Consider the following 13,976-nt stretch of genomic DNA (forward strand, 5'->3'; position numbering starts at 1 on the left):
TCCGTGGAAGCCATGCCGGCATTGGCCTATGGCTGACGGGCTGGGTCAAGACCCATGCGTGTCCAGCGGCGGACGAAAAAGCGCAGCGCCCGGCCTCGGACACCGCGCCCGTTGCGAGCCTAGACGGCGCCAGCCAAGGCGAGCTGCGTCCTTGGCCGACGAACGAAGCTTTCGGTGCCGTAGCAGGCGACGATGGCGACCGCGACGATCGCCCAGATGGCCACGCCGATCCACTGCTGCTGCACATAGTCGCCGCCGGTGAACACCTTGCCGAGGAAGCGCACGCTGTTCTGGTGCGTCACGTGCATGATGAAGGCGAGGAGCACGCTGCCAGTGTTCTGATAGAGCCAGGTGAACACAATTCCCGCCAGCACGACATTGATCGTGCCGTAGAGGCTGAGGTCGCCGACCAGGCCGAGCGGAAAGTGCCAGATGGCCCAGATCACGCCGAGGATCAGGCTGCCGGCCAGTGCTGAATGGCCGGCGAGCAGACGTGGCGTCGCAAAGCCACGCCAGCCAGGCTCTTCACCGAGCGGACCGCTGAAGACTGCGTAGAGCGCGATGATCGGCAGCAGCTCGGAGAGAGCCGGAATGTTGCTCCAGGCCGGTGCCGTCGCGCCAAACAGCGGATTGATCAGGATCGAGATCAACTGTGTTCCGAAGGGCAGGCCGAATGCCACCAGGTACCAGGACGGGTGAACCCGCCATTTCACCATCGAGGCGAGGATGGTCTTGACCGAACCCCAGCCGCCGGAAAAAGCCGCGACGATGAAGCCGGCGACCATCGGACCGAAGGTGAACCAGGGAATGCTGTCGCCATTCGACAGCCAGAATGGGATGAACGCCAGCCAGGTCAGGCCAAGCGCAAGCGAAAAGAAGGCGGTCAGCTGGTGCCTTCGCACCAGGCTCGGGACGGAAGTCATGTCAGGTCCTCTCGGCGGGCAGATTGGTCATGAGAGGTCGCCGGGCTGCCCGATCGGACGACATGCATCTGGAAACGGACCAGCCGCACTGTTCGGCAGTCCGTGCCGACCGCTTCGGTCAACCCGTTCTTATTGGCGCCGGCACGGCCAAAAATCCCGAGCGGGTTCTGAGAGATTTCCGATATTTCCATAGGCGAGGCCGACACCGTTTGGCTGTCGCGTCGTTGCAGGACGATCCGCCTCAATTGGCGCGCGACCAGCTCACACAGAATCGTCTTCAACGGTTGGCGGCTGTCACAATCAGCAATTCGACAGCGCTTGGGCGGGTTTCGATCGCCTCGGCAAAAGCAAAACCAGCCCGAAGGCGTCGCCCGGCGTTTCGCGCAGCGCCAGAGTACGATTGGCGGACGGACGTCACTGGATGGTCGGCGGATGAAAAAATATGCAGACGGGTTTCACTGAAAATGGGCGAATATTCCGCAAATAGAGCGAAATTGTAGAAATTTGATGCCTTAACGGATAGTTAGCCGCGAAATTATCTGGATATATATTGAATATATGACGATGTTCCAGTTGTGCCAACTGCCATTGCGGAAAGTGTTATTTGTGCAACACAGCATTATTCTATATATGGAGTCGGATTTATTTCTGGAATTGTCATTGAAGGCAGATGATCGATGGGTATGTTCGCCGCTGAAAAGGGCGAGCGGTGCGAGCCTTTTTCGTTGTGGGGGTGAGGCGGGAAAAACATTGCCGCCAGCCACAAATCCGAAGCCATTTAAACTATGACTGGAAAGGTCAGAAAATGAACATCAAGAGCCTCCTTCTCGGCTCAGCCGCGGCATTGATCGCGGTCAGCGGCGCGCGTGCCGCCGACGCTGTCGTCGTCGCCGAACCGGAACCGGCCGAATACGTCAAGATCTGCGACGTCTACGGCGCCGGCTACTTCTACATCCCGGGCACCGAAACCTGCCTGCGCATCGGCGGCTATGTCCGTTATGACATCGGCGTCGGCGATGCCGGCTCGCTCGATGGTGTCAACCATGTCCCTGACCACCAGAGCGCCGGCGACACGCACTCGACCTACTACAAAAACACCCGCTTCACGCTGAAGACCTGGACCGGCCAGGAAACCGAACTCGGTACCTTGAAGACCTACACCGAAACCCGGTTCAACTACGGCAACAGCAGCGGCGACTATTCTAATCAAGGCGCCTCCAGTGCGAACGACTGGCAAGGCCGTAACAAGTCTCTCTCGCTGCGTTACGCTTGGATTCAGCTCGGTGGCCTGCGCGTCGGCAAGGACGATACGGCTTTCGATACGTTCATCGGCTACGCCGGCAACGTCATCCAGGATACGCTGGTTCCCTATGGCGGCCAGGAGAGCAACGTCGTTCAGTACTACTTCGACGCGGGCAATGGCCTCTCGGCCGTGGCATCGCTCGAAGAAGGCGCCGGCGCGGTCGGCACCATCGACAGCTATGTTCCGCATGTCGTCGGCGGCTTGAAGTACAAGGGCGACTGGGGTGCGATCACCGGCGTCGTCGCCTATGACAGCAATTACGAGGAAGTGGCAGGCAAGGTTCGCTTGGACGTCAATGTCAGCAAGGAACTGACGCTGTTCGTCATCGGCGGTTACGGCACGGACGACAACCTCAACGATCCGACCAACGCCTTCAATGCCAAGGGTCGCGGCTTCTACAAGCAGTGGGGCGGCAACTGGGCAGTCTGGGGCGGCGGCACCTACAAGTTCAACGACAAGACTTCGTTCAACGCCCAGGTCTCTTATGACGACTGGAAGAACCTCGGCATCGCCGCCAATGTTGCCTACATCGTTGTGCCCGGCTTTACGGTCACGGCTGAAGTCGACTACCTCAATGCTGGAAAGTTCGACGACGCCGATTTCAGCAACTGGACCAAGGCCAACAAGAAGAGCAGCGTCGGCGGCATTCTCCGCTTCCAGCGCTCGTTCTAACGGATCGATTGATCTCACCGGCCGCCCGCAGCGTATCGCTGCGGGCGGTTTTTTGTGCGCTGTGCTTGCGCCGGCCTGTCAGCTGCCCAACTCCATACCCTTGATTTCGCCATCCAACCGGTGAAAAGCTCTGGACATGGAATGGCGCGATGAGGGAATCATTCTCGGCACCCGCAAGCATGGCGAAACCAGCGCCATTCTCGAGGTGATGACACGCGCGCATGGCCGTCATCTCGGCCTTGTCCGTGGTGGCCGTTCGCGCAAGCAGCAGCCCGTCCTCCAACCCGGCAACCGCGTCGATCTGCTGTGGCGGGCGCGGCTTGACGAGCATCTCGGCACGTTCCAGGCCGAGGCGATCGAGATGAACGCCGCCCGGCTGATGGACAGCGCGGTGGCCGTCTATGGGCTGCAGACCATGGCCGCGCATTTGCGCCTGTTGCCCGAGCGCGACGCTCATGAAGGTCTCTACGAAACGCTTGCCGTGATGATCGTCCATCTCGACGATGCCGACGCGGCCGGTGAACTGGTGGCGCGCTTCGAGCTTCTGGTGCTGGACGAACTCGGCTTTGGCCTCGATCTCAGTCGATGCGCCTCAACCGGCACGCGGCAGGACTTGGCCTATGTTTCGCCGAAATCGGGTCGCGCCGTGTCTCGTGAAGCCGGTGCGCCATGGCGCGACAAAATGCTGGCCTTGCCGGCCTTCCTGCAGCGCGGCTCCGGCCTGCGCGCGGATCCGGCGGCGGTCGACGACGCCTTCCGGCTCACCGGCTTCTTCTTCACCCGCCACGTCTATGAGCCGCGCGGCATCGAGCCGCCAGACGCCCGTGCCGGCTTCCTCGCCGCACTGCGCAAACATCACGCGCGCAGCAAGGCCACAGCCGGAGAGGATGCTGCATGAGCAAGCTGCTGGCTTTCGGCACTGAAACAGCTCGATCTTTCCCGCCGCCAATCTGGCGGCGCGTTGAGTTTCCGGCCGTTTGGCCGCCGCATTTGAATGTCAGTGAGACTGAACGTCAGTGAAAACTGGCCTGGTTTGGGGGAACCGCCATGTTTGAAAGCCTGATCGGCCTTGTCGCCATCATAGCCTTGTTCGTCATCATTTCGCGCCAGCAGAGCCGCATTGGCCTGGTCGAGCGCGAGCTTGGCGCGCTGCGCAGCCTTGTCCTTTCCGGCGTCGTATTGCCTGCGGCCAAGCCGTCCGAACAGGCAACGGCCGACAACGCGCCCGCCGACGTGCCTCCAGCCGTTGCGGCGGCCGATATCGCCTCGCCAGCAGTAGGCGAGGCCGTCACCGCGCAAGCGCCGGTCATGGAAACGGAAGCTCCAAGCAGCGAGGTCGTGTCCGGGCCGTGGGCCGCAGGCGAGGCGGCGCCGAAGGCAGCAGAACCTGCCGAGCCGGCCGCGGCGGCGAAGGCCGCCCGTCAGTCCGATGTCGAAACCGCGCTCGGCACCCGCTGGGCGGTCTGGGTCGGTGGCATCGCGCTGGCGCTGGGCGGCCTGTTCCTGATCCGCTACACCATCGAGGCCGGCATTTTCGGCCCCGGCGTGCGGCTGACCATGGCCGCGGTTCTCGGCCTGGTGCTGGTCGCCGGCGGCGAGTTCATCCGCCGCACCGGCTTCAAGGTGCCGGTGCAAGGTGCCGCCGGCGCCTACATTCCGGCGATCCTGACAGCGGCCGGTGCCTTCATCCTGTTCGGCACCGTCTATGCCGCGCATGGCATTTACGGCTTCATCGGCCCGGCGCTCGCCTTCACGCTACTCGGCGCCATCGGCGTGGCGACGATCGCGGCAGCCCTGGTCCATGGCCAGGCGCTGGCCGGCATCGGCCTCATCGGCGCCATGGTGACGCCGGTGCTGATCGCCTCGCAGGCGCCCAATCCCTGGGCGCTGTTCGGCTATCTCTCGATCGTGCTCGCGGCCACCGCCGCCATCGCCCGCATGCGCGACTGGAAATTGCTGATGGCGGCGGCCTTTTTCGGCACCGGTGTCTGGACCATCCTCTACATGACCGATGCGCCGGGCGCGAACCTCTCCACCATCCTGTTCATCGACGCCGTCACGCTGGCCGTGCTTGCGTTTGTCTGGCTCAGCCGCCGTGGCAATGAGGCCGGACCAGCTGAGGCTTTCGACTGGCCGTCGATCGTACCTGGACTGTTCGTCGCATTCTCGGCGCTGGGCCTGTCAGTCGACCCGGTCTTCGCCGCCGCCGGCGATGCCTTGCCGGGCGCAGTGCTGATCGCCGCAATGGTGGCCGTCGCGCTCTACCGCCCGCCGGCGCTGCCGCTGCTCTATGGCGCAGGAGTGGCGACGGTGATGATCTATCTCGGCATCATCCCGCCGACCTCGATCGCCTCCGATTTTTCGGGCGGCGCCTTGGGCGTCGATGGCTTGCCCGTGGCCACCTCGAACGCGCTGACATTGCGCATCGGCATCGCGCTTGGCCTGGTCTTCATCGGCGCCGGCTTCTGGGCGGCCCGCGGGTTCGCCGCTACGACACAGATCCGCGCCGCCTCATGGGCGGCGTGGGGCGTCATCGTGCCGCTGGTCATCCTGCTGGCGCTCTGGTTCACCTTCGGCGATCTCGATCGTGACCTTGTCTACGCCGCCGTCGCGGCTCTGCTGGTCGTGGTTTTCGCTGCCGGCAGCGAATGGATCGCACGCAGCGAGGACCCGCCGCTCAAGGGCGGCGTGGCGGTGTCGTTTGCCCTGGGCGGCGCGGCCATCGCCGGCCTCCTGATGCTGCATATGGCTTTCGATTCCGGCTGGACCACCATCCTGCTCGGTGCGGCGGCCATCGTGCCGGCGCTGGCGACGCGCTGGCGCTCTTATCCCGTGCTTGGCTGGATTTCGGTTGGCGCGGTGATCGCCGTGCTTGGCCGCGTCGCCTTCGATCCGACCATCGTCGGCGCCGAGTTCCTGTCGACGACACCGGTGTTCAACTGGCTGCTGCCGGGCTACGGCGTGCCGGCGCTGGCCTTCGGTTTCGCCGCCTGGCAGCTCGCCCGCACCACCAACGGCCGGCCGCGCCTCGCCATGGAAGCGGCGGCGGCGCTGTTTGCGCTGCTGACCGTTGCCATACTGGTGCGTCATGCCATGCATGGCGGGGTCATCGACACGGGAGCCGCGACGCTCGCCGAACAAGCGATCTATACGCTGATCGCCATCGGCGCCGGCGCCATCCTGGTCGCCATCGACATGCGCTCGCCGAGTTCGGTGCTGCGCTATGGCTCGATGGCGGCGGGCGTGGTTTCGGTGGCCTTCGTCGTCATCCGGCATTTCGTGGTGCTGAACCCGCTGTTCACGGACGAATCGACCGGCCAGATCCCGGTCTTCAACCTGCTGTTCCTGGCCTATCTCCTGCCGGCCATCGCTGCCGGCGGACTGGCGCTCTATGCCAGGGACAAGCGGCCGAAATGGTATGCGCAGATGCTGGCGCTGATGGCGGCCGTGCTTGCCTTCGCCTATGCCACGCTCTCGGTGAGGCGTCTGTTCAAAGGCGAGTTCATAGGCCTGTGGAGCGGTCTCGGCCAGCTGGAAACCTACACCTACTCAGCGCTCTGGCTGGTCATCGGTGTGGTCCTGCTCACCGCCGGCGTCTGGCTGAAATCGCAGGTGCTGCGCATCGCCTCGGCCGCGCTGATCGCGACCGCCGTGCTGAAGGTCTTCATCTTCGACATGTCGGAACTGGAAGGCGTGCTGAGGGCCTTGTCCTTCATCGGCCTCGGCGCGGTGCTGATCGGCATCGGCCTGTTCTACCAGCGGCTTTTGACGCGGGCGGCAAAGGAGACCTGAGGGTTGGGATTGTCTGAATATTCAAAATGGAATATATGAATATTCAACGGGAGATATTCCAAGATGCCGCTCTACATCCGCGACGACGCGGTGGACGCGCTGGCGACGAAACTGCAGCGCGAGACCAACGCCCCGAGCAAGACGGAAGCTGTGCGGACCGCGCTTTTGCATGAGCTCGAGCGTAACCGCGCACGTAAGCCACTGCGCGAGAGGATTGCCGTTCTTCAGGCCCAGGCAGCAGCGTTGGGGCCGCCCGATCCCAACTTCGACATGAAGGCGTTCATGGACGAGATGTGGGAAGATTGATGTTCGTCGATGCGTCGGTGATCGTTGCGATTCTCGCCAAGGAACAGGGTTGGGAGGAATTGCTCAAACAGATCGACGGCGCCGGCGGTCTGCATGTTTCAGCGCTTGTCCGGCTTGAAGCAACGCTTGCCCTTGGACGGGTGAATGCCGATGCCGGGAGAAAGCCGACCCCCGAAATGCTCGCTGCGGCGCGCGATCTGGTCGATGCATTCATTGTTGAGGTCGACGCTCGCAACGTGTCCATCGATGAGGACATCGGCGGGCGCGCCATTGACGCCAGCATCCGCTACGGCAAAGCAGTCGGTCATCCAGCAGATCTCAATCTAGGCGACTGTTTCGCGTATGCCTGTGCCAAGGCGCTCGATGTACCGTTGCTCTACATGGGCAATGACTTTCTTCGGACGGATCTGGCGTAAGTTGGCGTTCGATAGCCGGGAATAAATCGGCTCCTGCCAGCGTTATCCTATTGCTTGGGTGACCGGGGCGGCGGACCGCTTCGCGCTGGCCGCTTGCGCCGCGCCGGGAAGGCGCGTTCAATTGGGATCAACAAGGGCGACCTCAGAACCAGCGGTCATGGACGAAAAGAAGGCAGCAATCCTTGGCGAAATACCGCGTCTGCGCCGCTACGCGCGCTCGCTTTTGCGCGACCGCGATGCTGCCGACGATCTCGTTCAGGATTGCCTCGAACGGGCGCTTGTGCGGCTCGACAACTGGCAGACGGGAGAAAGCCCCCGGAGGTGGCTGTTTACGATCATGCATCATTTGTTCATCGACCAGATGCGCAAGGTGAACCGTCGCGGCGAAGCGGCGATGCTACCTCTGGAAGCGGGCGAGGCGATGGCCCAGCCGGCCGAGCAGGTGGAAAGCATCGCTTCGCGCGAGATCATCGACGCATTGCAGGCGATCAGCCCCGACCGCCGCGCCGCTCTCGTCATGGTCGCCATCGAAGGTTTTTCCTATGCCGAAGCCGCCAACATTCTGGGCGTCCCAGCGGGCACATTGATGTCGCGTATCGCGCGCGGGCGTGAGGAATTGCGCGGGTTGCTGGACGACACCGCGCGCCGCCGCGCAATAAGGATCGTCGAGAAATGATCCGCCGCGATTTTTCCGAACGTGACATCCACATGGCGCTCGATGGCGAGCTGCCCGGCGACGAGCGCGCCGCCTACGATGCCTGGCTCGACGCCAATCCCGAGATGAAGGCCAGGAGCGCCCGCTTTACCGCCGATCGGACGGCATTGCGTGCCGCCTTCGCCGGCGTGCTCGACGAAACCGTCCCAGTGCGGTTGCGCAAGGTCGTGTTCGGGGAGACGCCGGTCAAGGCCGCGGCGTCACGCTCGCGCTGGTGGCTTGCCGCAGCGGCAGCCGTGCTTGTGGTCGCCGGTGGAGTTGGCGGCTATTTTGCCGGCGCCGACGGCATCGGGCAGGAGAGCCCGGCGGAGGATCGGCTGGCCGAACAGGCAATTGCGGCCCACGTCGTCTTCGCCACCGAAAAGCGGCACGCGGTCGAAGTGCCGGCGAGCGACAAGGATCATCTGCAGACCTGGCTCTCCAACCGGGTAGGGCTGAAGCTGGTGGCGCCGGACCTGACCGCGAACGGTTTCCAACTGATCGGCGGCCGGCTGCTGCCGGCCGGAGAAAGCAAGGCCGCCATGCTGCTCTACGAGGACGACAAGGGCGAGCGCATATCCCTCTTCGTCACGGCGGAATCGGCGGAGAATGCCAAGGGTACTTATGCTTCGGCGCAAGACGGTCCCCAGGCCGTCTACTGGCTGGACAAGGGCTATGGCTGCGCCGTCGTCGGCACACTGCCGCGCGAACAATTGGCCGCCGTGGCAAAGAGCGCCTATGGCCAGCTTCTAGCCGGCCTGGCCAGTTGAAAGGCGCCGCTTTTGGAGGCGGCGCCTTTCCACAAATAGGGATCCTGTTCAAAGCGTTTTTGCATCGCCGGGCCGCTGCCGAATCTGTCACAATTCGGCCCTATTCGAGGTGCGATAGCGCTTTATGGCTAACGCAATTTCAGCTGATGTCCTGAGCGTCTTCGAGTAGGGCATTTCCCACCATCAATCGGGGTTTTCTCAAGCCGCATGCCTGCCGAGATCCGCACGGCCCGCGCGTCTGACGTCGATGATCTCGCCGCCATCGAGAAAGCTGTATTCCAAAGCGACCGAATTTCGCGCCGCTCCTTCCGCCTGTTCATCGAGCGTGAAACCGCCGAGACGCTGGTCGCCGAAATCGATGGCCGCATGGCCGGCTATGCGATCGTGCTGTTTCGCAAGGGTAGCGGCGTGGCACGCCTCTACTCGATCGCTACCGGCCCCTTCTTCGGTGGGCTGGGTGTCGGCCGTCAGCTGCTTGGGTCCGCGGAAGACGCCGCCTTCGAGCATGGCCGCATGATGCTGCGTCTCGAGGTGCGCGAGGACAACAGCCGAGCGATCCGCATCTACGAGCAGGCCGGCTATCGCAAGATCGGCCGCGAATCCGGCTACTATGAGGATGGTGAGACAGCGCTTCGTTATGAAAAGACGTTGCGCGGCGACGTCCCGCTCGCCACCAAGGTGCCGTTCTACCAGCAGACCTGCGAATTCACCTGCGGCCCATGCTGCCTGATGATGGCCATGGCCAATTTCGATCGCGGCTTCGTGCCGGATCCGGTCATGGAAATCCGACTGTGGCGCGAAGCGACGACCGTCTTCATGATGTCGGGACCCGGTGGCTGCGAGCCGTTCGGCCTCGCCGTCTCGGGCTATGAAAGCGGGCTTGCGGCGGAGGTCTATGTTTCCTTCTACGGCGCGCTGTTCCTGCAGTCGGTGCGCAGCGAGGACAAGCGCCGGGTGATGGAACTGGCCCAGGTCGACTTTCGCCGCCGCGCGGAACTTTACGGCATCCCGGTGAATTACCGTTCGTTCACCATTGACGACATTCGCGCCGCGATCGCGGAGGGAAAACTGGTGCTGGTGCTGGTCAGCGGTTTCCTTATGTTCGGCAAGAAGGTTCCGCACTGGGTGCTGGCCATCGGCGATGACGGCGACCACATCCTGATCCACGATCCCTGGGTCGAGGACGAAAGGCAGGAAACCATCCTTGATGCCGCCAACATTCCCGTGCCTTACGGCATCTTCATGAACATGGCGCAGTTCGGCCGCGACGGACTGCGTGCCGCCATCACTCTGGGGAAGCGCGACAGACAATGACCTGGGTCATCCTTACCGGCCGGCAGAGCGATCTCGACCAGGTGGCGACACCGCACAAGATCATCACCAACCGTGATTATCTTGCGCATCCGTCGCTGTTTCGCGGCCAACGGCCGAAGGTCATCAACCTGTCGAACAATTACGGCTACCAGAGCCGCGGCTATTATGCCTCGCTGCTGGCGGGTTCGCGCGGCCACAAGGTCATCCCGACCGTCGAGACGATGATCGACTTGTCGGAACGCAAGCTCTACGAGCATGCATTGCCGGAACTGGAGCTGGCGCTAAACAAATGCCGCAAGGATCTCGGCGGCGCCTTTCCGACCAAGGTCTGTATCTTCTTCGGCATCGGTCCGTCGAAAATCTGGGACCGTTTCGCCAAGTTGTTGTTCGACTGGTTCCGAGCGCCGGCGCTCGAAGTCCACATCAAGGACAGCGCCGAATGGGCCTCGATCCGCAAGATCGGCTTCCATCCGCTGGCGCGGATGACCGAGGACGAAGAAAAAAGCTTCATCCAGTGCCTGGAGACCTACACCAACCGTGAGTGGCGCGACACCAAGGGCCGCACCCCGGCGCGCTATACCTTCGCCACGCTGGTCGATCCGCATGAGGAATTGCCGCCGTCGGAAATATCGTCGCTGCGCTACTGGGCCAAGATCGCCGAAAAGATGGGCGTCGAAATCGAGCCCATCACCAAGCGGGACCTGGCCAAGCTCGCCAACTACGACGCGCTGTTCATCCGCGAGACCACCTCGATCTCCAACCACACCTATCGTTTCGCCCGCCGTGCCCAGCAGGAAGGCATGCCGGTGATCGACGATCCGCTGTCGATGATCCGCTGCACCAACAAGGTCTACCTCAACGAGCTGATGGCCTACAACAAGGTGCCGGTGCCGCCGACGGTGATGATCGCCGGCACTTCGGACCTCGAACTGGCGGCGCAGACATTAGGCTTTCCGCTGGTATTGAAGATTCCGGATTCGTCGTTCTCGCGCGGCGTCAAGAAATGCGCCAACTTCGAGGAGTTGAAGACGCTTGCCACGGAATGGCTGGAGGATTCCGACCTTCTGATCGCGCAGAAATTCATTCCGACCGAATATGACTGGCGCGTCGGGGTGCTCGGCGGCCAGCCACTGTTCGCCGTCCACTATCTGATGGCCAAGAAGCACTGGCAGATCGTCAACCACAAGGCCAACGGCAAGCCCGACCAGGGCGGCATCAAGACCTTCACGCTGAAGGAAACCCCGGCCCATGTCGTCGAGACGGCGGTGAAGGCGGCGCGTTGCATCGGCGACGGGCTCTACGGTGTCGATCTCAAGGAAACCAAGGACGGCGTCTTTGTCATCGAGGTCAACGACAACCCCAACCTCGACCACGGCTGGGAGGACTCTGGCGAAAAGGACGAGGTCTGGGTGCGGCTGACGCAGTGGTTCCTGGAGCGGTTGGACCGGCCCGGGCGGTAATCACCGAGGGAAAAAGATGCTGTTCATCGTGATCGAGGATTTTACCGGCTGCGATCGCAAGGAGATCTACCGCCGCTTCCGCGACCGTGGTCGCCTGAAGCCGGACGAGCTTCTCGTGCACCACAGCTGGATCGCGGCGGATATGAGCCGCTGCTTCCTGCTGGTGGAGGCCGATGACGTCACGCTGCTGCAGCGCTGGGTCATCGAATGGGCGGATCTGGTGGAGTTCGAGATCGTTCCCGTGGCGACGAACAAGGACATGGTCGGGGCGTTGAGCGGGCACCTCTGAGCGGCGGCCGTCAACGGCTCTCGATCAGCGCCGGCGATTTGACCGCGCGCACGCATTGCTTGATGAGCCATTGGCGGAATGCCGCCACCACGTCGCGCCTTGCGCTACGTTCCGGGATTGTCAGGCAGTAGGGCTGGCGCAGTCCCAACGCCTGGGCGAGGGGCCTGACAAGCCGGCCGTCTTCCAGGGCTTCGGCGCAATAGATCCCCTGCGCCAGCGCCACGCCGAGGCCGGAAATGGCAAGATCGAGCGCCGCCCGCGACGAATTGGCCGACAGGCCGCGCTGGGCTGCCCGGCCGGGCTCAATGCCCATCGCTTCGAACCAGTTGCGCCATGACGGGAACGACGCGCCCGTCGGTCCCCAGTCGGTGTGGATCAGCGGCAGGCCGGCGAGGGCGGCAGCATCCCGAGGTTTGATCGTCGCGACGAGATCCGGCGCGCAAACCGGGTAGACGGCATCCCTGACAATGTCTTCCGTTGCCTGGTCGCGATAATGAGAACGCCCGTAGGAAAGGCGGATGTCGGTCAGGTCGCGATCGAACGACACCGGATCGTCTTCGCCTCTGAGCGATATGTCGACAGCGCCGTGGGCCGCGACAAAACCCGCCAGGCGCGACGAAAGCCAGCCCATCGCCATCGATGGCGGCACCGACACCACCAGCCGGGAGCGGAACTCCGCGCCGCTCAGTTCGCGTGACACGCTGCCAATCTCGCCAAATGCCGTTGTCAGCCGAGGCAAGATTTCCCTGCCGGCATCGGTGAGGACGACGCGGCGGTTGACGCGGTTGAACAGCTTGCGACCCATCTGGTCCTCAACGGTCCGGACCAACTGGCTGACGGCCGCGGCCGAGATGGACAGCTCCTCGGCGGCGGCAGCGAAGCTGCCGGAGCGCGCTGCTGCCTCGAAAGCCTGGAGCCCCCGCAGGGATGGAAATGCGATCATGACGGCCCCAATAGATAAGCTTAGCTTATCTAAATCGCAGAATTCCTCGTTTTCAGAAAGCTTTTTTGTTGATTACGATAGGCTTTCGACATTTTCCAGCTTGGATGACGCCTGTGGACCATCGCGACATAATTGCATCCTTGACGCAGGAAGAGCGCAACCGCTTGACCGCCAAGTCGGATGTCTCAGGTCTCGTTCAACTTGCCGCCCATTGGGGCGCGATCGTGGTCATCGGATCGCTGATCGCCGCCAAGGCGCCGTTCTGGCCGCTGCTGATGCTGCCGCAAGGCATCCTGATCGTCTTCCTGTTCACGCTGCTGCACGAGACGGTTCATCGCACGGCCTTCGAAACGCAATGGCTGAACGATGCCGTGGCGCGGGTCTGTAGCCTGGCGATCGCGCTGCCGGCGGACTGGTTCCGCTACTTCCATTTCGCCCACCACCGATACACCCAGGATCCGGACAATGATCCGGAACTGGCTTTCCCCAAGCCGGAGACATGGCGGCAATACCTGGTCCATGTCTCCGGCATCCCGTTGTGGTGGGGGCACCTCAAGACGCTCTATGGCAATGCGATGGATCGCGGCCGGGAAAGCTATATTCCGCCAAAAGGCCACGCCAAGGTGCGCATCGAGGCGCGCGCCATGCTTGCCTTCTATGCCGTGATCATGCTGCTGGCAGTCTATTTCCGGCTCACGGTGCTTCTCTATGTCTGGATCGTGCCGGCCTTGCTCGGGCAGCCGTTTCTGCGCCTCTATCTCCTGGCCGAGCACGGCCGCTGTCCGTTCGTCGCCAACATGCTGGAGAACACGAGGACCACGCTGACCAACTGGCTGGTCCGCAAGCTGGCGTGGAACATGCCGTTCCATGCCGAGCATCATGCCTATCCCGGCGTGCCGTTTCATCAACTGCCGGAGTTTCATGCGCTGATCGAACGCCATCTGAAGGTGGTCGAACCGGGCTATGTCAGCTTCCACGAAAAATACATCGAGACGCTGCGCTGATGCTGCGCCGTCGCATACCGGTCGCGCCCCACTTAAAGACGCGACCGGTATGGTGGCTAGACTTGGGCAATGCTGACGCGCTGATTCCAA

General features: G+C 62.8%; 14 protein-coding genes. 12 read left to right on the forward strand and 2 right to left on the reverse strand.

Translation table 11 applies throughout. From position 1 onward, the window contains the following. Positions 1-119: 119 nt before the first annotated feature. On the reverse strand, positions 120-923 hold the full coding sequence (locus tag ACFSQT_RS33250) for a CPBP family intramembrane glutamic endopeptidase (protein WP_379026028.1): 804 nt from the start codon (positions 921-923) through the stop codon (positions 120-122). Positions 924-1,728: 805 nt separating this feature from the next. On the opposite strand from ACFSQT_RS33250, the gene ACFSQT_RS33255 reads away from it, so the two are divergent. From ACFSQT_RS33255 to ACFSQT_RS33305, 11 genes are all read left to right on the forward strand, one after another. After that, positions 1,729-2,898: a porin gene (locus ACFSQT_RS33255; RefSeq protein ID WP_379026030.1), complete on the forward strand. Its 1,170-nt coding sequence runs from the start codon at positions 1,729-1,731 to the stop codon at positions 2,896-2,898. Positions 2,899-3,034: 136 nt separating this feature from the next. Continuing rightward, positions 3,035-3,796, forward strand: coding sequence for a DNA repair protein RecO (recO, locus tag ACFSQT_RS33260; protein ID WP_379026032.1), 762 nt, complete (start codon positions 3,035-3,037; stop codon positions 3,794-3,796). After that, positions 3,793-3,918 (forward strand): hypothetical protein, encoded by a 126-nt coding sequence (locus ACFSQT_RS33265; protein WP_379026034.1) that lies wholly within the window; start codon positions 3,793-3,795, stop codon positions 3,916-3,918. Before recO ends, ACFSQT_RS33265 begins: the two co-directional genes overlap by 4 nt. Positions 3,919-3,945: 27 nt before the next feature. Continuing rightward, positions 3,946-6,690 carry a DUF2339 domain-containing protein gene (locus tag ACFSQT_RS33270; RefSeq protein ID WP_379026036.1) on the forward strand — a complete coding sequence of 915 codons (2,745 nt, stop codon included), beginning with the start codon at positions 3,946-3,948 and terminating at the stop codon, positions 6,688-6,690. A gap of 63 nt (positions 6,691-6,753) precedes the next feature. Then, on the forward strand, positions 6,754-6,996 hold the full coding sequence (locus ACFSQT_RS33275; protein ID WP_379026038.1) for a type II toxin-antitoxin system VapB family antitoxin: 243 nt from the start codon (positions 6,754-6,756) through the stop codon (positions 6,994-6,996). Beyond that, positions 6,996-7,412 (forward strand): type II toxin-antitoxin system VapC family toxin, encoded by a 417-nt coding sequence (locus ACFSQT_RS33280; protein WP_379026040.1) that lies wholly within the window; start codon positions 6,996-6,998, stop codon positions 7,410-7,412. Before ACFSQT_RS33275 ends, ACFSQT_RS33280 begins: the two co-directional genes overlap by 1 nt. A gap of 157 nt (positions 7,413-7,569) precedes the next feature. Continuing rightward, positions 7,570-8,088, forward strand: a complete 519-nt coding sequence (locus tag ACFSQT_RS33285; RefSeq protein ID WP_379026042.1) for a sigma-70 family RNA polymerase sigma factor — start codon at positions 7,570-7,572, stop codon at positions 8,086-8,088. After that, positions 8,085-8,876, forward strand: coding sequence for an anti-sigma factor family protein (locus ACFSQT_RS33290; protein WP_379026044.1), 792 nt, complete (start codon positions 8,085-8,087; stop codon positions 8,874-8,876). Before ACFSQT_RS33285 ends, ACFSQT_RS33290 begins: the two co-directional genes overlap by 4 nt. A 207-nt stretch (positions 8,877-9,083) precedes the next feature. Further along, positions 9,084-10,190 (forward strand): peptidase C39 family protein, encoded by a 1,107-nt coding sequence (locus ACFSQT_RS33295; protein WP_379026046.1) that lies wholly within the window; start codon positions 9,084-9,086, stop codon positions 10,188-10,190. Next, a complete protein-coding gene (locus tag ACFSQT_RS33300; protein ID WP_379026048.1) occupies positions 10,187-11,650 on the forward strand; it encodes a RimK family protein in 1,464 nt (487 codons plus the stop codon). Before ACFSQT_RS33295 ends, ACFSQT_RS33300 begins: the two co-directional genes overlap by 4 nt. A gap of 16 nt (positions 11,651-11,666) precedes the next feature. After that, complete coding sequence (locus tag ACFSQT_RS33305) at positions 11,667-11,939, forward strand: DUF3303 domain-containing protein (RefSeq protein ID WP_379026050.1); 273 nt, start codon at positions 11,667-11,669, stop codon at positions 11,937-11,939. A 10-nt stretch (positions 11,940-11,949) separates the two neighbouring features. Here ACFSQT_RS33305 and ACFSQT_RS33310 read toward each other — a convergent pair whose 3' ends face one another. Further along, positions 11,950-12,882, reverse strand: a complete 933-nt coding sequence (locus ACFSQT_RS33310; RefSeq protein WP_379026052.1) for a LysR substrate-binding domain-containing protein — start codon at positions 12,880-12,882, stop codon at positions 11,950-11,952. 113 nt (positions 12,883-12,995) lie between these two features. Here ACFSQT_RS33310 and ACFSQT_RS33315 point away from each other — a divergent pair, with 113 nt between their 5' ends. Beyond that, a complete protein-coding gene (locus ACFSQT_RS33315) occupies positions 12,996-13,886 on the forward strand; it encodes a fatty acid desaturase family protein (protein WP_379026054.1) in 891 nt (296 codons plus the stop codon). Positions 13,887-13,976: the final 90 nt, after the last annotated feature.

Source organism: Mesorhizobium calcicola, from assembly GCF_042682105.1.
Lineage (GTDB): Bacteria > Pseudomonadota > Alphaproteobacteria > Rhizobiales > Rhizobiaceae > Mesorhizobium > Mesorhizobium calcicola.

Excerpts from the sequence above, each read along its gene's own strand:
- ACFSQT_RS33250 (WP_379026028.1), bottom strand. The coding sequence starts at position 923 with ATGACTTCCGTCCCGAGCCTGGTGCGAAGGCACCAGCTGACCGCCTTC.
- ACFSQT_RS33255 (WP_379026030.1), top strand. The coding sequence starts at position 1,729 with ATGAACATCAAGAGCCTCCTTCTCGGCTCAGCCGCGGCATTGATCGCG.
- recO (WP_379026032.1), top strand. The coding sequence starts at position 3,035 with ATGGAATGGCGCGATGAGGGAATCATTCTCGGCACCCGCAAGCATGGC.
- ACFSQT_RS33265 (WP_379026034.1), top strand. The coding sequence starts at position 3,793 with ATGAGCAAGCTGCTGGCTTTCGGCACTGAAACAGCTCGATCTTTCCCG.
- ACFSQT_RS33270 (WP_379026036.1), top strand. The coding sequence starts at position 3,946 with ATGTTTGAAAGCCTGATCGGCCTTGTCGCCATCATAGCCTTGTTCGTC.
- ACFSQT_RS33275 (WP_379026038.1), top strand. The coding sequence starts at position 6,754 with ATGCCGCTCTACATCCGCGACGACGCGGTGGACGCGCTGGCGACGAAA.
- ACFSQT_RS33280 (WP_379026040.1), top strand. The coding sequence starts at position 6,996 with ATGTTCGTCGATGCGTCGGTGATCGTTGCGATTCTCGCCAAGGAACAG.
- ACFSQT_RS33285 (WP_379026042.1), top strand. The coding sequence starts at position 7,570 with ATGGACGAAAAGAAGGCAGCAATCCTTGGCGAAATACCGCGTCTGCGC.
- ACFSQT_RS33290 (WP_379026044.1), top strand. The coding sequence starts at position 8,085 with ATGATCCGCCGCGATTTTTCCGAACGTGACATCCACATGGCGCTCGAT.
- ACFSQT_RS33295 (WP_379026046.1), top strand. The coding sequence starts at position 9,084 with ATGCCTGCCGAGATCCGCACGGCCCGCGCGTCTGACGTCGATGATCTC.
- ACFSQT_RS33300 (WP_379026048.1), top strand. The coding sequence starts at position 10,187 with ATGACCTGGGTCATCCTTACCGGCCGGCAGAGCGATCTCGACCAGGTG.
- ACFSQT_RS33305 (WP_379026050.1), top strand. The coding sequence starts at position 11,667 with ATGCTGTTCATCGTGATCGAGGATTTTACCGGCTGCGATCGCAAGGAG.
- ACFSQT_RS33310 (WP_379026052.1), bottom strand. The coding sequence starts at position 12,882 with ATGATCGCATTTCCATCCCTGCGGGGGCTCCAGGCTTTCGAGGCAGCA.